General features: G+C 74.3%; 20 protein-coding genes. 11 read left to right on the top strand and 9 right to left on the bottom strand.

Annotated elements, in window-relative coordinates; translation table 11 throughout:
• Positions 1-242: 242 nt before the first annotated feature.
• Positions 243-938, bottom strand: coding sequence for a hypothetical protein (locus PT931_RS10620; protein WP_456245552.1), 696 nt, complete (start codon positions 936-938; stop codon positions 243-245).
• A gap of 889 nt (positions 939-1,827) precedes the next feature.
• On the opposite strand from PT931_RS10620, the gene PT931_RS10615 reads away from it, so the two are divergent.
• The 3 genes from PT931_RS10615 to PT931_RS10605 are packed head-to-tail and all read left to right on the top strand — an operon-like array spanning position 1,828 to position 4,121.
• A complete protein-coding gene (locus PT931_RS10615) occupies positions 1,828-2,979 on the top strand; it encodes an acyl-CoA dehydrogenase family protein (protein ID WP_456245551.1) in 1,152 nt (383 codons plus the stop codon).
• 47 nt (positions 2,980-3,026) lie between these two features.
• On the top strand, positions 3,027-3,293 hold the full coding sequence (locus PT931_RS10610) for a MoaD/ThiS family protein (protein WP_456245550.1): 267 nt from the start codon (positions 3,027-3,029) through the stop codon (positions 3,291-3,293).
• A 30-nt stretch (positions 3,294-3,323) separates the two neighbouring features.
• Positions 3,324-4,121 (top strand): methyltransferase domain-containing protein, encoded by a 798-nt coding sequence (locus PT931_RS10605; protein ID WP_456245549.1) that lies wholly within the window; start codon positions 3,324-3,326, stop codon positions 4,119-4,121.
• A gap of 20 nt (positions 4,122-4,141) precedes the next feature.
• Here the strand turns inward: PT931_RS10605 and PT931_RS10600 are convergent, their stop codons facing one another.
• Positions 4,142-4,531, bottom strand: coding sequence for a cupin domain-containing protein (locus PT931_RS10600; RefSeq protein WP_456245548.1), 390 nt, complete (start codon positions 4,529-4,531; stop codon positions 4,142-4,144).
• 52 nt (positions 4,532-4,583) lie between these two features.
• Here PT931_RS10600 and PT931_RS10595 point away from each other — a divergent pair, with 52 nt between their 5' ends.
• Positions 4,584-5,561 carry a GlxA family transcriptional regulator gene (locus tag PT931_RS10595; RefSeq protein WP_456245547.1) on the top strand — a complete coding sequence of 326 codons (978 nt, stop codon included), beginning with the start codon at positions 4,584-4,586 and terminating at the stop codon, positions 5,559-5,561.
• Positions 5,562-5,767: 206 nt separating this feature from the next.
• Here PT931_RS10595 and PT931_RS10590 read toward each other — a convergent pair whose 3' ends face one another.
• Both PT931_RS10590 and PT931_RS10585 read right to left on the bottom strand, forming a co-directional pair.
• A complete protein-coding gene (locus PT931_RS10590; protein WP_456245661.1) occupies positions 5,768-6,109 on the bottom strand; it encodes an STAS domain-containing protein in 342 nt (113 codons plus the stop codon).
• Positions 6,110-6,339: 230 nt separating this feature from the next.
• Complete coding sequence (locus PT931_RS10585; RefSeq protein ID WP_456245546.1) at positions 6,340-6,777, bottom strand: TetR-like C-terminal domain-containing protein; 438 nt, start codon at positions 6,775-6,777, stop codon at positions 6,340-6,342.
• 53 nt (positions 6,778-6,830) lie between these two features.
• On the opposite strand from PT931_RS10585, the gene PT931_RS10580 reads away from it, so the two are divergent.
• Both PT931_RS10580 and PT931_RS10575 read left to right on the top strand, forming a co-directional pair.
• Positions 6,831-7,001, top strand: coding sequence for a hypothetical protein (locus PT931_RS10580; RefSeq protein WP_456245545.1), 171 nt, complete (start codon positions 6,831-6,833; stop codon positions 6,999-7,001).
• A gap of 90 nt (positions 7,002-7,091) precedes the next feature.
• A complete protein-coding gene (locus tag PT931_RS10575; RefSeq protein ID WP_456245544.1) occupies positions 7,092-7,661 on the top strand; it encodes a hypothetical protein in 570 nt (189 codons plus the stop codon).
• A 136-nt stretch (positions 7,662-7,797) separates the two neighbouring features.
• Here PT931_RS10575 and PT931_RS10570 read toward each other — a convergent pair whose 3' ends face one another.
• Entirely contained in the window at positions 7,798-8,436 is a 639-nt protein-coding gene (locus PT931_RS10570) for a hypothetical protein (RefSeq protein ID WP_456245543.1), read from the bottom strand.
• Between the two features lie 86 nt (positions 8,437-8,522).
• Complete coding sequence (locus PT931_RS10565) at positions 8,523-9,026, bottom strand: MarR family winged helix-turn-helix transcriptional regulator (protein WP_456245542.1); 504 nt, start codon at positions 9,024-9,026, stop codon at positions 8,523-8,525.
• Positions 9,027-9,086: 60 nt separating this feature from the next.
• Between PT931_RS10565 and PT931_RS10560 the strand changes: the two genes are divergently transcribed.
• Together PT931_RS10560 and PT931_RS10555 are read left to right on the top strand one after the other, a co-directional pair.
• A complete protein-coding gene (locus tag PT931_RS10560) occupies positions 9,087-9,767 on the top strand; it encodes a hypothetical protein (RefSeq protein WP_456245541.1) in 681 nt (226 codons plus the stop codon).
• The gene (locus tag PT931_RS10555) at positions 9,764-10,552 is read left to right on the top strand and encodes an SGNH/GDSL hydrolase family protein (protein ID WP_456245540.1); all 789 of its coding nucleotides are present in this window, start codon (positions 9,764-9,766) and stop codon (positions 10,550-10,552) included. Before PT931_RS10560 ends, PT931_RS10555 begins: the two co-directional genes overlap by 4 nt.
• Positions 10,553-10,575: 23 nt before the next feature.
• Here PT931_RS10555 and PT931_RS10550 read toward each other — a convergent pair whose 3' ends face one another.
• The 3 genes from PT931_RS10550 to PT931_RS10540 are packed head-to-tail and all read right to left on the bottom strand — an operon-like array spanning position 10,576 to position 15,993.
• Positions 10,576-11,478 (bottom strand): JmjC domain-containing protein, encoded by a 903-nt coding sequence (locus tag PT931_RS10550; protein ID WP_456245539.1) that lies wholly within the window; start codon positions 11,476-11,478, stop codon positions 10,576-10,578.
• Positions 11,479-11,503: 25 nt separating this feature from the next.
• The gene (locus PT931_RS10545) at positions 11,504-12,907 is read right to left on the bottom strand and encodes a lanthionine synthetase C family protein (protein WP_456245538.1); all 1,404 of its coding nucleotides are present in this window, start codon (positions 12,905-12,907) and stop codon (positions 11,504-11,506) included.
• Positions 12,904-15,993 (bottom strand): lantibiotic dehydratase, encoded by a 3,090-nt coding sequence (locus PT931_RS10540; protein ID WP_456245537.1) that lies wholly within the window; start codon positions 15,991-15,993, stop codon positions 12,904-12,906. Before PT931_RS10540 ends, PT931_RS10545 begins: the two co-directional genes overlap by 4 nt.
• A 194-nt stretch (positions 15,994-16,187) precedes the next feature.
• Between PT931_RS10540 and PT931_RS10535 the strand changes: the two genes are divergently transcribed.
• Genes PT931_RS10535 through PT931_RS10525 form a run of 3 tightly spaced genes read left to right on the top strand, consistent with a single transcriptional unit; the run spans position 16,188 to position 19,477 of the window.
• Positions 16,188-16,403 carry a hypothetical protein gene (locus PT931_RS10535; RefSeq protein ID WP_456245536.1) on the top strand — a complete coding sequence of 72 codons (216 nt, stop codon included), beginning with the start codon at positions 16,188-16,190 and terminating at the stop codon, positions 16,401-16,403.
• A gap of 8 nt (positions 16,404-16,411) precedes the next feature.
• A complete protein-coding gene (locus PT931_RS10530) occupies positions 16,412-17,533 on the top strand; it encodes a lanthionine synthetase LanC family protein (RefSeq protein WP_456245535.1) in 1,122 nt (373 codons plus the stop codon).
• Positions 17,534-17,545: 12 nt separating this feature from the next.
• On the top strand, positions 17,546-19,477 hold the full coding sequence (locus tag PT931_RS10525; protein WP_456245534.1) for an ABC transporter ATP-binding protein: 1,932 nt from the start codon (positions 17,546-17,548) through the stop codon (positions 19,475-19,477).
• Positions 19,478-19,497: the final 20 nt, after the last annotated feature.

Raw genomic sequence — 19,497 nt, 5'->3', positions numbered from 1 at the left:
CGTGGGGCGGCGCGTCACCGGTCTGTACCGAGACCGTGCGCGAGCCGACGGTGTTCGACCCGTCGACCCGGCACTCTGGCGCCCTCGCTCACCTCCGCGCCCGAAGTGCCCCTGCGAGGAGGAACCTCCGTCGACGCATGGGCGAGTACCAATGTTGATCGCTGGGCACGTTGAACACCACGACCCCTGACCGTCCCTGGCACAGTCCCACGACTACGCAACACTCCACCGTGGTGGGCCGATCAGTGCCGCCGGGTCCGGCCGGTCCCCGCCGACGCGGTTGACGACGCACCGCCGGCGATGCCCGCCGCCGTCGCCAGGACGCGACGTGTCATCTCCGTGAGCGCGTGTCGGGCCCGTCCGCTCTGCAGCAGGCGACAGTCACGGCGTAGCTGTTCCAGGAGGATGTGCGCGGAGTGCAGGTGACGTCGTTCCGCGTGCGCCTGGACGGCCCACGCCGTGGTGAGCGCCCGGGGAAGCCGCTGGTCGGCCGGTCGCTGGTCCAGGGAGAGGGCGATGGCGCGCAGAGCCGGGGTGTGGTCGTGCAGGTGGTACAGCGCGAGTCCGGTGTCGTGGTGGAGATCCGCCGGGCCGTAGGCGCCCAGTGGTCCCGCGTCCGGTGCGGCGCCGGCACACAGCCGTTCGGTGCGCGCCAGACAGGTCAGGGCGACGCGGCGGTCGCCGAGCGCCGCGTGCGCGACGGCGGTCTGTCCCGCCAGGAGCGCCAGGACGTGGGTGGGTGCCGTGTGCCGGGCGGTGTCCTCGGCCACCTGGCTGGCGTGCAGTGCGGCGCGGTGGTGGCCGAGGAGGTGCGCCTGGAGTCCGAAGGCGCGGAGGGCCAGGGCCTGGGTCGCGGGGTCGTGGGCCTGTCCGGCCAGGCCGAGGGCGACGGTGAAGTAGCGCTGGGCGAGTCGGTGGCTCCGGGCGTCCAGCGCCATGAACCCCGCGAGGTAGACCAGGCCCGCGGCGGCGGAGGTGAAGCTCCGGCCGGCCCTGTCCGGGGCGAGGGTGGCGAGCAGGCCGGTGACGTCCCGGGCGACGTAGGCGACGAGGGCCGTCCGGGCCCGCCCGCCGCGCCGTGCGCCTGGTAGACGTGGGCGAGGGCGGCGATCATGGCCCGGGCGGCTTCGGTCTCCCCGGTGCCTATCCTGCGTGTCGGGGATGGGAAGTGCTGGTGTGGCACGTGCGAGCCGCCCGGCAGGGCGAGGGTGTCCTGGAGTTGGTAGATGCCGTGCCGCAGATGTGCGCGTTGGGTCGGGTCGCAGTCGGCGACGGCCAGTTCGGCCAGGGCGCTGACGGGGTCGGTGCTCGTCGGTTCGCCGTACGGGTCGGTGAGGCCGAGGTCCGTCGGGGTGACCGGGCGGCGCAGTCGGCGCGAGAGGGCCTCGGCGACCACGTCGGCCACCCCGGTTCCGGGTTGGCGGCCCGCCATCCAGTGCGAGACGGATGTCCGGTCGTAGTGCAGGCGGACCCCGGCCTCGGTCCCGACGGTGTTCACCGCGTGCGCCATGGCCTGCAGGGTCCAGTCCGCCTCGGTGTGCAGGGCGCGAAGGCGCGGGTTCTGCCCACGGATCGGTGTCATCGGACTCCTCCACTGGCCGGCGAGCAACACGAGCAACAGGACGGTGTCCGTCATCGGGGTGCTTTCTCGGCGGCCTGGCGCCTACTTGAAGGATCCACCCCGCCACCGAGCAGGTAGAGCCCCACAGCGCGGCCGAAGATCCCGAGCGCGGGGACACAGGCCGGGTCTGCCCTTTCGGGCAGCGGCGGCACCGTGCCAACCGTTCGCCCGCGAGGACGACCCGCGCCCCTCAGGAAGGAAGCGACATGGACGATTTCGCCGCCCGACGGGCCGAAGTGGCCGAACTCGTCAGCGAACGGTGGGGCGCGTTGCTGGCGGAGATCGGCAGCACCGTCGTCGAGCGCGACGACGCCCGACAACCCCCGCCACCGCGCCTACTGGCGAAGACCGGCTCCACCGGACTGCGGTCGTTGTCCCTGCCACGGGTGGCCGGTGGGGAGGACGTTGAACCCCTCATCTGGGGCATGGTCCTGGAACAGGTCGGGTACCGCTGTCAGGACTCCGCGCTCGCACTCATCCTCAACCACCAGATCGACATCGCCCGGCTCATCTGCGAGTCGGGCCGCTCCGACCTGATCGACACCTACGCCGTCCCCATCGCACGGGGCCGCTACGGAGCGGGCATCGCCTACTCCGAGGACGCCGACGCCTACTCCTTCCGCACGGTGCTGCACCGCAAGGGCGACGGCTACGTGCTGAACGGGCACAAGAGCTACATCACCGGTGGACTGATCAGCGACGTGTTCCTCACCTACGCGCTCGACGAGTCCGGCGACATGATCGCCTGCCTGGTCGAACGCGACGACCCCGGCGTCACCGTGACGGCCTCCGAGCCGATGGGCATGCGGACCGCGGGCGCGGCCTCCGTCACCTTCGACGACGTGCCACTGCCGGCCGGGCGGATCCTCGAAGCGCGGGACGGACTGACGCACGCCCAACGGTTCCTCGGCCTCCAGCGCCTGTGGATCGCCTGCGCGCCGCTCGGCCGCGCCCAGGCCCTGCTGGAGGACTGCGCGGCACACCTGGCAGCCAGCGTCCGGTACGGCGAGCCGGTCGCCGAACTGAAGAACGTGCAAGCGTCCCTCGGACGCATGTACGTGGCGGTCGAGTCGGCCCGGGTCATGCTGTACCACGCGCTGGGACGTGTCGGCGACGGGCACGCCGAGCCCATCTTCGACCCGGTCGTCTCGGCCGCCAAGTACTTCGCGGTCGAGCAGATCCGTTTCGTACTCGAACGGGCCCTCGCGGTGCTCGGCGGCCACGGCTACTACGGCACCACCCATCTCGGGCGGTACATGCGCGACTACGCCGGACTCACACTCGCCGCCGGCACCCAGGACATCCTCGAGGTCAACCTCGGCGCCGGCGTGGTGGCGCGCGCGGGGCGCCGTACCTGACGACGGCGGGTCTCCGTCATCCAGTACCAGAAGAAGGGTTCGGTTCCATGACGTTCGAATTCAACGGCATGCTGCTGCGTCTGGCCGACAGCCAGCGCTCCGTGTCCATCCCCGCCACCACCTTCACCGACGTGCTCCAGGAACTGACCTCGAGGTTTCCGGCCATGAAGCGGATCCTGCTGGACAACAGCGGGCAGCTGCGCCGCGCGCACCGCGTGGTCCTCAACGGCGAGTTCATCGAACACCCGGACGGGGACATGCCCCTGGGCGAGGACGACCACGTCGAGTTCTTCAGCGCGATCGCCGGCGGCTGACCCCGCCGTGGACGACCAGCCGGAGGGCCGGTGAACACCGCCGACAGCCAGGCCCGGTCCTGGGGAACCCGTCCCACGGACTGGGCCGACGTCCAGGAGCCGAAGATCCGGCCGGTCACGCGCGCCGTGCTCGAGGAACTGGGTCCGTGGCGGGGACGGTCGCTGCTCGACGTCGGCTGCGGCGCCGGAGAGTTCGCCGGCACGGCGGCCGGCCACGGCGCCGCGGTGAGCGGCCTGGACGTGGCGGCACCGCTGATCGACCTCGCACGGGCCCGCCACCCCACGGGCGAGTTCCGGGTCGGGACCATGGAACTCCTCCCCTACCCCGACGACGCCTTCGACATCGTGACCGCGTTCAACTGCCTGCACTTCTCCGCACACCCCGAGCGCACCGTCACCGAGGCGATCCGGGTCCTGCGGACCGGAGGCGACTTCGTGATCGCGACCTGGGGCCCTCCCACGGAGTGTGACGCCGTCACCTACCTCCTCGAGCTGGGCGCGCTCCTGCCACCCCCCGAACGGCCGGCGACGCACCTGGACCCGTCCGACGTGGAGGCGTTCAGACGTCTGCTGAGCGGAACCGGACTGCGCCCGTCAGCGTGGCGGGTGGTTCCGTGCCCGTGGGAGTACCCCGACCTCGCCACCGCTCTGCGCGGGCTGCTGTCGACGGGGCCGGCGGCCGAGGCCATCGGTCACTCGGGACACCGTTCGGTCGCCGCGGCCGTCGCCGGGTCGATCGCGCCCTACCGGCGCGACGACGGTTCGTACCTGCTGCGCAACACCTGCTACTACCTGGTAGCCAACGTCGGGAAGGGCCCCACCGCATGATGTGTACCTGCCGTGCCCACCTATCCGTTCGTCGCGAGCGGGTGACCGGTGGTCGCGTCCACGTGGCCCGGGACCGGGCCGCGGTGGTCGCCGACCGTCGACGTGCCGGTGCGTTCGAACATCAGGATCGACGCACCGGACTCCGAGAACGGCCGGTGCTCCACACCCCGGGGAACGGTGAACACCGAGCCGGCGGGGAGCACGACCGTGCGGTCGCGGAGCGCGATGCGCAGTTCGCCGTCGAGTACCAGGAAGAACTCGTCGGTCCCGGCGTGCGAGTGCCAGACGTGCTCTCCGCGCACCTTGGCGATCCGGACGTCGTAGTCGTCGACCCGGGTGACGACGCGGGGGCTCCACAGGGTGTCGAAGGAGGCCAGGGCCGCGCTGAGGGCTACAGGTTCGTCGGTCATGTGCCCAGCCTGGGCTCTGTCGGCCAGGCGGCGTGAGTGCTAGGAATAGCACATGCCGCAAGAATACTCGCACCGCGTGGTCGTGATCGTGGACGAGAACTCCAACCCGTTCGAGCTGGGTTGCGCGACGGAGGTCTTCGGGTTGCGCCGCCCCGAGCTCGGCCGTGACCTGTACGACTTCCGGCTCTGCTCCCCCGGGCCGGACGTCGTGATGCGCGACGGGTTCTTCACCCTCACCGGTGTCGCCGGCCTGGACGCAGCCGAGGAGGCCGACACGCTCATCGTGCCCAACCGGCCCGACGTCGAGGTGCCGCGCCGCCCGGCCGTCCTCGACGCGGTCCGGCGGGCGCACGCGCGGGGCGCGCGGCTGATCGGCCTCTGTAGCGGCGCCTTCACCCTGGCCGAGGCCGGCGTGCTCGACGGGCGCCGCGCCACCGCGCACTGGCAGTGGGCACCCGCCTTCCGGCGACGATTCCCGGCCGTCCGCCTGGAAACCGACGTGCTGTTCGTCGACGACGGCGACATCCTCACCTCGGCGGGAAGTGCCGCGGCACTCGACCTCGGCCTGCACGTCGTCCGCCGCGACCACGGGGCGGAGGTCGCCAACACGGTCAGCCGTCGGCTGGTCTTCGCCGCGCACCGGGCCGGCGGGCAGCGCCAGTTCGTCGAGCGACCCGTTCCGGACCTGCCGGACGAGTCCCTCGCCCCGGTGCTCGCCTGGGCGCAGGGGCGGCTCGACAGCCCGCTCACCGTCCCGGACCTGGCGACCCGCGCCGCGGTGAGCGCGGCGACGCTGCATCGCCGGTTCCGCGCCCAGTTGGGTACGACGCCCCTGGCGTGGCTCACCGGCGAGCGCCTCACCCTGGCGTGCCGGCTCATCGAACGCGGCGAGGCCCGGTTCGACGTCGTCGCCCGGCGCACGGGACTGGGGACCGCCACCAACCTCCGGGCACTGATGCGGCGCGAGACCGGGCTGACGCCGTCGGCCTACCGGCGCAGGTTCGGGCCGACCGCCGCCGACGGTCACTAGTCCAGGACATGCGGGCGGTCGGGTGGCCGGTCAGGTCGCGCTGGCCTCACCCGACCCGGACGCACGCAGAACCCGACCCGGACTCCTCCTGCGAGCTGTGCCGGCCCGTTCACCTCGTCCCTGGTCGCCGGCCTGGGGCCTCAGGGTTCGAGTCCGTGCCCGGGTGCCGATCCTCCGCCGCTGGCCGTGCCCGGGGACAGCGCACTTCAGTGGGCGCCAACGGCAGGGCCCGGCCGGCCATCGTTCGACGCGCCTACGCGAGGACCGTCGTGTCGGGCGAGGTCCGCGCGGATCCGCGACGGTGCGCCCGTGAATGTCAGGTCCCGACAGACGACGCGGGCGGCGTCGCGGGCGGCGACGAGTACCTCGGTGATCACGTGGTCGGTGAGGTTGGCGTCGGCCAGGTCCACCACGACGCGCCGGTCCTCGGAGCCTGCCACGGCTTTCAGGATGGCGTGCATCAGCGACGCGCTGTCCTCGGCGGTGACGTCGCCGTACACGCTCAGTCGGATGATGTCACCCGGGACCGGTAGTTCCACGCACGTCATCGTCACCGTCGCCCACCTTCCTCGTCACCCGTGGCCGTTGTTTGTTCGGGTACGGCCGACGAAACGTTACGATCACGGCCGTGCACCCGGGGTTCGCACCCAGTTCCGAAGGCAAACGGGGCATTGGGGCTGGTATTCTCCTCATCGCCGTGGGCAGCCGGTGAGGAGAATACTGTGGGCCTGCCGCCTGAGCACCGGTCACGGCGTGCGCGCGAACGCCGAGACCGCCCCTACGCGTCGTCCCCTGGTGTCGCCGGCCAGGCCGCAGACGGGCCCCTGCCGCCCGGCATGTTCGTGGAGCGCAGCAGAAGGTTGCCGACCAGGCGGTCGATGAAGAGCTCGTCGACGGGGTCTCCGGTCACCAGCACACGGTGGCAGATCGGACCGAGGAGGTGGTCGAGCTCGGTGTTCGCGTCCAGGTCGGCGGGCAGTTGGCCGCGTCGTATCGCGCGTTGCAGCGGCAGCAGGTCGCGTCGGCGCTGCTCGGTCAGGTACCGCTCGCGGAGCAGGGCGGCGAAGGCCGGGTCGTGTTGGGCGTGGCCGAGCAGTGCCCGTAGGACGGCGCCGGCGTCGGAGCGGGTGAGGAAGTGGGCGATCCGGCGCAGGTAGTCCTGGACGATCTGGTCACCGTCCTGGTCGGCGACGCCCGCGAGACCCTCGCCGCGCACGCCGGCCCGGTCGACTTCGTCCTCCTGGACGGCTGGAAGGCCTGTGCCTGCCGGTGCTCCGCCTGCTGGAACCGCACCTGGCGCCCGGCACCCTCGTCGTCGCCGACGACATCGACCTCGATGACCTGCAGCCCTACCTGCGCTACGTCCGCGACATCCGCAACGGCTACCAGAGCGTGGCGTTCCCCGTCGAGGACGGCATGGAGATCAGCTGCCGACTGTGAGCCGCAGTGGGCCGACCACGGGTCTGGGTGACATGTACCCCCGGCCGCTTCGGGCAGCGCCGACTCCCGCGCTGCCGATAGGGTCCAGGCATGATGCGGCAGTGGAGGACGTGGACGGTGCCGGGAATCGCACTACTGGTCGTGGCCGCGAGTTTCTGCCCCTGGTTCTACGCGGAGTTCAGCACGATGGCGGCGCTGGACACCGCGGCCGGGCGGCACGGTGCGACAGCGTGGGAAGCCTCGACCCGCTGGTCGGGCGCGGTGCTGATCGCCGGGGGCGTGGGGCTCGCATGGCTCGCGGCACGACGGTTCTTCGCGGAGTCCACGCGCTGGGTGGCGGCCGGACTGGCTCTGGTCGCGGGGGTGGCCGTGGCGATGACGGTCTCGGTGTGGTCCGAGTGGCAGCCGGAGGGACCCCCGATCGATCCGAACACGACGGCCATGGCCACGGGAGTGGTCGTGAGCGGCTCCGGGTCCGGGGCCGGGGCCGGGGTTTCCACTACGGGCGGCATCGTACGTGACGACCTGTGGGTCCTGCGGTACGGCGGCGTGCACCGCGACTTCGACTGGGGCTTCTTCCTCGGAACCGGGCTGCTGTCCCTGCTGGTCGTCGTCCTCGTGCTGTTCGCGCTGCTACCGACCCGTGCAGCCAGGAACTGAGGCCAGGACCCCGAGGCGTTCCGCACACCCGGTCACGGACGACGACCGGTCCTGGCCCGCCCCTACCCACCGGGCGGACGCGCCCGCGAACCGTCCACGTTCGACGAAGCCCTGGGCCCGGTGTCTCCCGCCGCGCTCAGAGGTCGGAACCGTGGGTGAAGCTCAGGCTGGCCGAATCGTGGTGTCGACCTCCCTTGCTGCTGGCGAGTAACCCACTCGTCTCGGCAACCTCGGGCAGTCGCTCCCGGAGTGCCCGCCCGCCGTCCCAGGCGACCGCCATCGCGACGTGTTCGTCGGCGGACCGCTCCCGGCGCATGCGGGCCAACAGCACCTCGGCCCTCATCGTCCGGCGCGGAAGGCACACGAGTGCGAGCACCGCGCCCAGTACCACCAACGCCAGTGCCGGCCGGACGTGCCCCGCGCCCATCCGGACCAGCAGCCAGCTCGGCACCAGAAGGTAGAGCGACGGCAGCAGCACCCGCCGCCAACCGGGCCGCAGGAGCCCCGCCCTGCGCAACTCGACCTTCAGGCCGCCCAGCGCGCGGTCGACCGCCCACTGCGCGGCGGCCTCCTTCGGGAAGCGGGTGGCGCTCAGCGCCCCGTAGAGCGCGCGTCGCACCGGGTGGCCGTCGCGCGGCGCGACACCCGTCCGGCGCAGTCCGCCCCTGCTCGGCTCGGCTATGCCCGCCACGACCAGGTCGGCGTACCCGGTCTGGATCGTGCGCCAGCGGCCGGCCGTCAACCAGGCCACGGCAATCGCGTCGAGGTCCCCCATGTGGTCAGTGTGGGGAAACACCGTGCCGGCCGCAAGACCCGTCCGACCAGGCACGGCTGCGGCTACCTGAAGGGACCGCGCCGGCGTCAGGCGGACGGACCGGGCGGGCCCGCGTCACGACCCCCCATCCGTCGGTATCCCGGGTGCACGCCCGGGGTCAGCCCCTGCTGGCCCGCGACGCGTTCGAGCAGCTCGGCGAGTTGCGCGCGCTCCCCCGCGTCGAGCGCGGCGAGCAGTTCGTCCTCGTGGGCGGAGCCGATCGCCGCCATCCGACCCATCACGCGGCGGGCCTCGTCCGTGAGGTGCAGCTCGTAGTTGCGCCGGTCCCCGGTGCTGCGGCGGCGCTCGACCAGGCCCTTGCGGTCGAGGTTGTCGATGAGGGCGACCACCCTGCTGGGCACCACCCCCAGGTCCAGGGCCAGGGACTGCTGGCTGCGCCCCGGCCGGCCGGCGATCATGCGCAGCAGCCCGACATCCGGCGGGGTGAGGCCGAGCTCGCCGACCCGCTCCGCGAACCGGGCGGCCGCGTGCGAGCCGAGTTGGGCGAGCAGGAAGGCCGCCCCGCTGGGGGTTTGCCGAGGAGAGTTCACCGCGCTATCGTACTGCACACCTAATGATTCTTGCCTGTGAACTATTCACCTAGGAGAACGATGACCTCGCCCATCCGCCAGGGCGGACCCCCGCTCGGCATCCTCGGCCTCGTGTTCACCGTCCTGTTCCTCGGCGGCCTGTTCGGGGGCATCGCCCTCGGCGGCGGAGACATCTACCCGTCGCCCTACGCCGCGCCGGAGGAGATCCTCGGCTACTTCCGCGGGCACGCCGACGCGGTCCGGATCGGCGCGGTGCTCCAGTTCGCCGCCGCCATCCCGCTCGGGATCTACGCGGCCACCGCCTCCGCCCGCCTGCACCGGCTGGGCGTGCGCGCGCCCGGCGCCACGATCGCGCTGGCCGGCGGGGTGCTCGCCTCCGCGTTCCTGGCCCTGTCCGGCATGTTGACCTGGACGTTGTCCCGGACGGAGTTCCACGACCACGAGGCGGCGATCCGGATCCTGCACGACCTGGCGTTCGCCACCGGCGGCCCCGGACACGTCGTGCCGCTCGGCCTGCTGGTGGCCGGGATCGCCGTGCCCGGCCTGCTCGCCCGGCTGCTGCCCCGCTGGCTGGCCGTCGTCGGCCTGGTCATCGCGGCCGTGGCCGAGCTCAGCACGCTCAGCCTGCTGGTGGAGGGCGCCGGGGTGCTGCTGCCGATCGCCCGGTTCACCGGCCTGATCTGGCTGGTGACGGCCGGTTTCCTGCTCCCGAAGACCCGGAAGAACGGAACAGAATCATGATCGCGAGACTGGTACGTGCCCAGCGGCCGGAGAAGAACCTGCCGTACCTGCCCCAGCTCGGCGAGGACCGGATCGCGGCCCTGTTCGGCCTGGACCCGGCCGGGTACCGCGCGCTGTGCCAGGGCCTCGACGACCAGGCCCGGGACGCGGCGGCCGAGCTGCTCGCCGACGGGGCGTTCGCCGCCCGGGTCGACCGGTTGCCGTTCCGGCCGGGCCAGCGGATCGCGGCGGTCGGCGAGAGCACCACGGCCGACCGGTTGTCCTGGTTCGAGATCCTCCGGCACGTGCTCGCCCAGCGCCGCCCGGCCGACGACCTGGGGTGGGACAACCTCGCCGTCTCCGGGTGTACCAGCACCCAGGCGCTCACCCAACTGCCCGGGTTGGCCTTCCGCCGCCCCGACTGGGTGTTCTGCATGCTCGGCGGCAACGACGTCCAGCGGCTGGCCGGCGGGAGTACCCGGCTGGTCAGCCCGACCGAGACGGCCCGCAACCTCGGCGCACTGCGCGACCTGGCCGCCGGGGCGGCCGGCTGGGTGTGGCTCACGCCCAGCGCGGTCGACGAGGGGCGGGTCCGCGGCTATCCGCACTTCCAGCGGGCCGGCCTGAGCTGGGCCAACGAGGACCTGGACGAGGTGGCGGCGTTCCTGGCAGACCAGCCGGAGACCACCGTGGACACCCGCCCGGCCACCCGGCCCGTCGAGGCCCACCAGGAGGACGGGCTGCACCTCACCCTGGCCGGCCAGAGCGCCGTGGCGGTGGCCGTGGTCGAGGCCCTGACCGGCTGAGGCGCGCGGCCGGGGACGGCCCGTCAGGCCGACGTCGGCCAGGTCAGCGGGCGGGGCGTCTCCGGCCACACCCCCGCCGGCACGGCCGCCGCCGCCAGCACCGCCGGATCGGTGCCCGCCGCCACCTCGGCCAACCGGCGCAGGATGTCCCGCACCGCCTCCTCCCGCCCCTCGGACCCGGGCGCGAGGTGCTCGTGCCGGGAGAACTCGCGCACCGCGAACGCCGTCCACGCGGACACCACGTCCCGGGCCCGGGGCAGCCCGACCGACACGGTCAGGTGCAGCGAGCCCTCCGGCCCGGACTGCGCGCGGTGCCCCATCCCGGAGGGCACGTACAGGCCGTCGCCCGGGCGGAGCACGAGCTCCTCGGTCACCGGGGTGTCCTCGGGCAGGTGGCCCCGGTCCCAGTCGTCGCCGTCGGGCAGCCCGTACAGGGTCCAGGTCTTGGTGCCCTCCAGCTGGACCGCGAACACGTCGCCCTCGTCGCGGTGCGGCCGGCTGCCGTACCTCTCGGGCGCGGTCAGGTACACGTAGGACTGCACGCTGGCCGACAGGGCGCCGCCGAGCTGGGCGCAGAACGCGGCGAGGTGCTCGTCCCACTGTTCCGGGTTGCTCAGCACCAGGGTGGCGCCCTGGTCGAGTTGGGCGATGATGTCGTCGGCGTGCGCGCAGCCGGGCAGCTGGTGCTGGCCGATCCGCCGGTTCCGGGTGTACGAGGTCGGCGGGGCCGCGTCGCCCCCATAGCTCAGGTTGAGCTGCGGGTAGCGCAGGTTGCCGTAGACGAGCCAGTGTTCGACGAGCTCCCGGTCGACCAGGCCGCGGGCCCGGTCGGCGGCGTGGAACCGCAGGTGCGAGCGTCCCCAGTCGAGGGACTCGGCCTCCTCGGCCTTGGCGAACAGGCCGGCCCACACGGAATGGTCGAGCATGGTCGTACTCCTTCGTCGTCGGTGGTCAGCGGGCCAGCAGGGCGGCGTCCCAGCCGCTCGCGGTCGGGCCGCCGGTGGCGTAGGCGTGCAGGGCGAGCGCGACCCCGGCAGCGCCCTCGAGGAAGCCGGGCGCGTCGGGCCGGTGGTCGGCGCCGGGGACGCTGGCCCGGTACCCGAAGAGGCTGTCGGGTTCGAAGCGGTCGAGGGTCCTGCGGGCCAGGACGTGGGTGACCGGGTCGTCGCCCAGGACCAGGCGGGTGAGGTGCAGCAGGCCGCCCGACCCGTGGCAGAGACCGGCGTCGCCGATGCCCTGGTCGTGCTCCGACAGCGCCAGCGCGGCCCGCACCGCGGCGGCCCCGGCGGCCCGGCACTCGGGCCGGTCCAGGGCGTCGCCGGCCAGGCCGAGCGCGACGGCCACGCCGGGGGCGCCGTAGCACCAGGCGGCGCGGGTGCCCGGCAGGTGGTCGGGGCGGTCGGTGAGCTGTTCGCGGGTCAGGGCGCCGGGCCAGGAGTCGCCGTCGCGCCATGCGAGGAGCCAGTCGACGATCCGGTGCAGGGCGTCGGCGTGCCCGGGGACCCGGTGGCCGTCCCGCCAGGCGGCCGCGAGCAGCGCCAGGGGGCCGGGGATGCCGTGCGCCAGGCCGAGGTTGGCGTGGCCGGGGCCCGGGTCGGCCGGGTTCGCCGGGTGGTCGACCCACCAGCCGGGCAGGCCGTCGAGCGGGGCGCTGAGGTCGACCAGGTAGCGCAGGATGCCGTCGAGGGCCTCGGAGCGCCGGGCCAGCAGGTACCGGCCGACACCCGTCGCCCCGGCCACCACGTCGTAGGCGCGGTAGGAGGTGCCGGGGCGGCCCGCGGCGAGCCGGTCGCGTTCGGGGCGCAGCGCCACCGGGGCCCAGGCGGCGATCCGTTCGTCGAGCGGGCCGAGGATTCCGGCGTAGTCGGTGGGGCGGTGCGCGGCGCAGGCGGCGGCGAAGGCGAGCGCGACCGGGCCCTGGTAGAGGCCGGTGGGGGGCGCGTCGGTCATCGCGGCGACGGCCAGGGCGAGGTGGCGGTGGGCGGTGCGCCGGTGCGCGGGGTCGCCGTGGCCGAGCTCCGCGAAGAGCAGAGCGGTCGCGGGGTACGAGTCCCCCAGCGTCAGCCCGCCGTCCCACCGGCCGCGCGCGGCGCGCTCCGGGTCGGCGAGCCGGGCGGCGACCTCGGCGACGACGTGCGCGGCGTCGGCCCGGGTCCGGGCGGGGTCCTCCGGGCCGCCCCGGCCCCGACCGGAGGCCGGCCAGTCGATACCGGTGCCGTGCGCGTCAGCACCCCGCACGCCGTGGTCGTGCCCCTCGTGGCCCGGGGCGCCGTGGCCGGTCGGATGCGCGGCGGGTCCGCCGTCCTGGTGCCGGGCGTGGGCGGCCGTGGCGGTGGCCGGTTCGGTGGTGGTCATGCGCCGTGCCTCCGGCGGTCGCGGTGGGCGGCGGCCGCGCCCCGGGCGATGGCCAGCGCGCCGGCCTCCCCCTGCGGGTCGACGCCGACGAGTCGGTTGTGGTGCATGTGCAGGACGGCGTCGAGTACCGAGTCCCGGGTGCCGTGCAGCCGGCCGGCGGCGGCGAGCTCCCGGACCGTGGCCCCGTACGCGGCGACGGCCGGGGCGCGCCGGCGCCAGATGTCCAGCAGCGCGGGCCCACCCTCGACGGCGGCGAGCGCGGTCGCGTCCCCGTACGGGTCGAGCAGGGCGACCGCCTCGCGCCGGACCGCCGCGAACGCCGGGTGCCGGGGGCCCCGGTGCTGCGCGCCGACCAGCCAGTCGACCCAGTCCGGGTCGCCGAAGGAGCGGAGCAGGTCCACGGTGTTCGCGGCGAGGAGCAGCCCGGTCGGCAGGTCCAGGCCCGTCGCGCGCAACCGGAGGGTGGCCAGGGCGGCCGCGCTGTCGGCGGCGAACAACCGCTCGGCGGACTCCAGCGCGTCGGGGCCGCCGTACCGGCCGGTCTCCGGCTCGTACCCGTCGAGGGTGAGTCTGTGCGCGAGTCCGGCACCGCACAGGTCCTCGGCCCAGGCGTGCACCTGGGGCAGGAGTCGTCCCCACAGGAGGGCCGGCGCGCCGTGGAAGCGGAGGCGCAGGTGCGGGTCGGGGTCGGCGTACCGGATGAAGAACCAGCGGTCGACGCCCTCGGGCAGGGCCGCGACCAGCGAGGACACCGGGCCGGCGAGGAGTTCGTCGTGCCGGCCGCGCGCGCAGTAGAGCTTCGCGTAGAGCCACTCGCCGCCGGGGAGGTGCCGGGGGGCGGGGCTGTGCCGGGGCAGGGGGGCGGCCTGTCCGTCGACGGATCCCCGGTCCCGCGCCACCGGTTCCCGGACCGACGTCAGGGGCACCACCACCTCGTTGGCGTGCCCGTGCAGCCACCCCGTCTCCGCCTCCGTCCCGGGCGGCTCGCACACCACGGCCCCGGCCCGCCGGACCAGCTCGTCGCGCAGCAGCCGCTGGTGCAGCGGAACGGTCAGGTCCAGTTCGATCCGGTGGTCGTCGACCAGCACCTGGACCCGGTCCGGCACCTGCCACCGGCCGCGCCAGCCGTCGAGCTCGGCCGACCAGTTCTGCCAGGTCATGTCGCGGTCCCGCAACGCGGCGGGGACCTGCCAGCTCGCCGGGGACAGCACCGTGCGGCCGTACGTCACCCGGGGCAGGCGGGGTAGGAGGGTGGCCCGGCCCCAGGACCAGCCGGTCAGGCCCCGGGTGCCGCTGGCCGTGATCTCGCGGATCAGGCGGACGGCGTTGGCCGTGGAGTACCCCACGTTCAGCATGTGCGGGGACAGCGCGTCGATCCGGCGGCCGTGCCGGGCGGACACCAGGTACAGCCGGTCGTGGTCGGCGCCGACCAGCAGGTCCCCGACGCCGAGCACCTCGGCGGCGGAGTGGTCGGCGAAGGTGCCCACGGCGAGGATCCGGTCGCGGATCAGGGGCACCCGCAGCACGTTGCCGGCCCGGGCGTGCACCGGCTGGAACACGAGCTGCGCGCTCAACGGCCCGTCCGGGCGTTCCTCGGCGGCGGTGGGGTAGGCGCCCTCGGGGAACAGGTACCCGAACCGGCCGAACATGGCCCCGGCCGTGTTGGCGCCGGTGCCGGGGGCGACGGCGAGCCGGAAGTCCCCCGCGTCGAGGGCGGTCGTGGACTCGGCGAGCACGTGCACGGCCAGTTCGAGGGTGTCCGGCGGGGTGCCGCCGTCGGAGGCCAGCCGGTCGACCGTCGCGGCGTCCAGGACCAGGTCGCCGCCGTGCAGGAGGGCCCGCTGGGCGAGGGCCATCAGCGCGGCGTCGCGGGCGGACTCCCGGTCGGGAGCGGGTTCGAGCCGCCGGTCGCTGGGCGGCACGAGGTAGCCGGCGGGCGCGCCGAGTCCCCGTTCGGGATCGACGAGCTCTGTGAGGGGTACGAGGGTGTGCGCCCCGTACCGCTCCAGGAACGCCCCGTGGTACTGCCGCAGGTGCTCGGGCGCCCCGTCCACCGGGGACAGCCGCCACAGCACCTCGGCGGCCCGCGCGGCCTCCTCGGCGACGGCCACCGGCAGGGTCACGTCCGCGTCGAAGCGCAGGTCCACCTGCACGGGCGGCTTCTCGGCCGGGTGCAGGGCGCGCATCGCGGCGACGGCGGCGCCGAACGCGGGCCGGCCCGCGCCGAGGGGCTGGTCGGCGTACCGGGCGAGCAGGTCGGCGACGGCCTCCAGGTCGGTGTGCCCGGGCGCGCCGACGATCCGGTCCAGGACGTGGCCGAGCGGGTCGGTGCCGTGCGCCGGCGGGCCCAGGTCGGTGAGGAGGAGCTGCTGGTCGACGAGTTGGACCAGCATGGCCTCCACCATGGCCGCCGAGGCGCGGGGGAACCAGCCGGTGAGCTGCTCGAACAGCTCGGCGTACGGCACCGGGTGCCGGCTCGCCCCGACCGCCGCCCGCACCGGTGGGGTGTACCGGACGCTCAACTCCTGGACCGGTCGCGCGCGGTCGTCGGCGGCGTCCTGGCGCACGTACGGCAGCACGAGCCGGTCGCCGCGCACCGTGCACAGGTCGTTGGCGACGATCCGCAGCCGGCCCAGGATGTCGGGGCGGCGCTGCCACGCGTCGGTACCGGCGGCGAGCCACACCGCGTCGGGCCGTACCCCCTTGACGTGCCGGTCGCCGATCCGCACCTTGGCCGTGGCGTCGAACCCGGCGAGCGCCACCCCGGCGAACAGCCCGAACGGGGTGGGCCGCCCGGTGGTCCGCAGCAGGTACCGGGCCACGGCGTGCGCCGCCCGGGTGAGTTTGGCCGGGTCCAGGGGCCTGTCGGCGTCGAGCCGGGCGAGGGTGTCGGCCAGCCCGCCGCCGGCCACGTCGACGGCCTCGCGGAACACGGGGTCGGCGAGGACCTCGCGCAGGAAGCCGGCGAGCCGTTCCGGGGAGCCGTCGATGTCGACCCGGGTCGCGGCGGCCCGGCTGGCGGGCAGGGTGGGCACGCGGAGCAGTGCCGTGTCCGCGGCGCGGAACCGGGGCTGGGGCGTACCCATGGGAGTCCTCCTTCGGGCGGGATCCGGCGACGATAGCCGCCGGATTCGTCCGGCGTCTACGGACAAAACGCCCGTGTAAGCGTAATGGAAGGGACGTGTAAGAACCGTCGTGGATCATCAGATTCGGGTCGTCCTGCCCAGTGCTGGACGACCCGGTCCATGAACGCCGATGACGGGAGAAACACGTGTCGCCGATGACGATGACCGAAGAGGATCTCATGTTCGACCTGGACCTGCGGGTCGTGCCGGTCGACGCCAGGGACGACTACAACCGCAACCCGGGGATGTCGGAAGGCTGCGTGCACACGTCGTACGTGACCGAGGGCTGTCCGTGGTCGCGGGGCGGGTGCAGCTACACCTGCACGCGCAACGTCGCGGCCGGCGGCAACGCGCAGCACATGTGCCTGTAGGTCCGAGGATGAGGCGACCGGCGCTGCTCGGACCGGTGCTCGCCGGCCGGGTGGCGTCGGTCGCCGCGGACGTGGCGGCGCGGGTGGTCGACCCGGCGCGCGTCGGGGTCGCCGTGCCGGTCGGCGGGACGTCGTACCCGGAGGTGCACCGCTGGCGCGGGTCCTCCCTGGCCCTGGGCGGCGCGGGCGCGGCGCTGGTGTGCTCCGCGCTGGACGACTACGCCCCCGGCGACGGCTGGGACCGGATCGGACACGCGCACCTGTCGGCGGGGGTCGCCGACGTCGAACCGGAGCCGTCGCTCCTCGTGGGCACGGGCGCGGTCTCGGCCGCCGCCACGATGCTCAGCCGGGGCGGCACCCGGTACGCGACCCTGCGGTCCGACCTGGACGGCTACCTGCTCCCGAGGATCTCGGCGACCGCCCGGCGGGTCGCGGCGTCAGCCCCGGACCTCACCTCCGACGACTACGACCTGGTCGACGGCCTGTCCGGGTCCGCGGCCCTGCTGCTGACCGGACCGGGCACCCCGGCGCGCACCGCGTGCCTGACCGAGGTCACCCGGGCACTGGCGGCCGTGGTCACCACCTGGGGCGACCGCCCCTCGCACGGACTCGCCCACGGCCTCGCCGGGCCGGTGGCGGCGCTCGCCCTGAGCGGAGCACCGGACGCCGGCGCCACGATCCGGGCCGCCACCGACCGGTTGGCCACCACGCCCTCCGGCTCGGGATCCTGGTGCACGGGTGCCGCCGGCGTCAGCCGCGCCCTCTGGCTCGCCGGCGCCGCCACCGGAGACGCCGCCCACCGCGCCGCCGCGCTCAGTACCCTCCGCACGGCACCCCCGCTCGACTCCCCCACGTTCTGCCATGGCGTCGCCGGCCAGCTGCTGGTCACCGCGCTGTTCTGGTGGGACACCGGCGACCGCGGGTTCGGGGACGCGGCGCGCGCGCTCTGCGGGTACCTCCTCGACGTCTTCGATCCTTCGAGTCCTTTCGGCTTCCGCGACGTGGAGGCCGCCGGCACCGTGGTCGACAACCCGGGCGTGCTGTGCGGCGCCGGCGGGATCGCGCTCGTCCTGCTCGCCCTCCTCGCCGACCGCCCGCCGACCTGGGCCCGCCTGTTCCTGCTGTCCTGAAGGGCCACCACCGTGCACGACTCCCCCGGACCACCCACCACAGATCCGCTGTTCGGCTCCGGCATCCGGATGTCCGCCGGCTGGGCCCAGCACGACGGCGCCGGCGCGGACCTCGGGTTCGCCACCATGCTCCGCCGACTGCCGCGCCTGGTGGCGACCGCGTTCGCGCTGGCCTGGGAGGCCGGCCGGTGGACCCTGCCGCTCGCCATGGTCGCCAAGGTCCTCGCCGGGGTCGCCACGGCCGTCGCCCTGCTGGCCACGAACCAGGTCCTCGCCCAGCTCCTGGCCGGCCCGCCCAGCCGCGAACGGCTCACCGCCGCGCTGCCCGCCCTCGCCACCGTCGCCGTCGCCGGGGTCGCCCGCAGCGTGCTGTCCTCGGTCGGCGACGCCGCCAGCGGCCGGCTCGCGCCCCGGATCGACCGGGTCGCCTACGTCCGGCTCCTCGAACGGGCCGTCGACGTGGAACTGGCCGTCATCCAGAACGCCGAGTTCCGCAACCTGATGCAGGCCGCCGGGCGCGGTACGCTCGCCGCCCGCCAGGTCACCGCCGGCACGATCGCGCTGCTGGAGGCGCTGGCCGGCCTGCTCGGCGCGGCCGGGGTGCTGGCGGTCCTGCACCCGGTGCTACTGCCCCTGCTGCTGCTCGTGATCGTGCCGTCCGCGTGGGGCGCGGTCCGGACGGCGCGGGCCCGGTTCCTGTCCATGAAGCGGTGGACCGAACTGACCCGCCAGCTGGACAACCTGGCGAACCTGCTGACCGGCTCCGCGTCCGCCGAGGAGGTCCGCGCCCACCGGACGGGCGACTTCCTGCTCGGGCACTACCGCCGGCTCGCGACCCTCTCGGAGGACGAACAGGCCCGGCTCGCCCGCGGCGAGGCCCGGACCCGGCTGGTCACCGACGGGCTGTCCGGGCTGGCCCGGCTCGCCACGTTCGCGGCGCTCGGCGGGCTGCTGCTCGCCGGGACGGTGCCCCTGGGGGTCGCGGCCACCGTGGTTCTCGCGATCCGGACCTGCACCCAGAACCTGGTCGCCCTGGTCACGGCCGTCAACTCCCTGTACGAGCAGGGCCTGTTCGTCCAGGACTGGCAGCGGGCGTGCGCCCGCGCCGAGGCCGAGGCGATGCCGGCGCACGCCGCGAAGGTGACCGGGCCGCCCGCCGCGATCGAGGTGTCCGACCTGCACTTCAGCTACCCGAACGCCGCCAGGCCGGCGCTGCGCGGCGTCAACCTCACCGTCCGGCGCGGCCAGATCCTCGCGCTCGTCGGCGAGAACGGTTCCGGGAAGACGACCCTGGCCAAACTCCTCGTCGGGCTGTACCTGCCCACGGCCGGCACGGTGCGCTGGGACGGCCGGTCGACCGCGGACCTGGACCGGGCCAGCGTGTTCGACCAGGTGGCCCTGGTGCCCCAGGACTTCGTCCGCTGGCCGTTCACCGCCCGGGTCAACGTGACGATCGGCCGCCCGGACCGACCCGAAACCCATGGGACGGGTACCGACCGGCGTCTGGCCGGGTCGGCCCGGTTCGGGCGCGCCGACGAGGTGGTGGACCGGCTCGACCAGGGCTGGGACACGCTGCTCGCCCCGGAGTTCTGGGGCGGCACGACCCTGTCCGGCGGCCAGTGGCAGCGGATCGGCCTGGCCCGGGCCCACTACCGCGACGCGCCCGTGGTCGTGTTCGACGAGCCCACGGCGGCCCTGGACCCGCGCGCCGAGCTCGAGGTGTTCGACAAGGTCTGCGACCTGGCCGGCGCGGGCCGCAGCGTCATCCTGGTCACCCACCGGCTGGCCTCGGTACGGCGGGCCGACCAGATCCACGTCCTGGACGAGGGGGTCGTGGTCGAGCACGGCGACCACGACGCGTTGATCCGCGCCGATGGCCGCTACGCCGAGCTGTACCGGCTCCAGGCCGAGCAGCACGCCGTCCCCAGTGGATCCGGCGGTTGACAGCATACTCAGATCATCTT

This window comes from Longispora urticae (assembly GCF_053902585.1).
The sequence above is the reverse complement of the archived record's forward strand: the minus strand, read 5'-3'. Positions and strand labels throughout refer to the sequence as shown.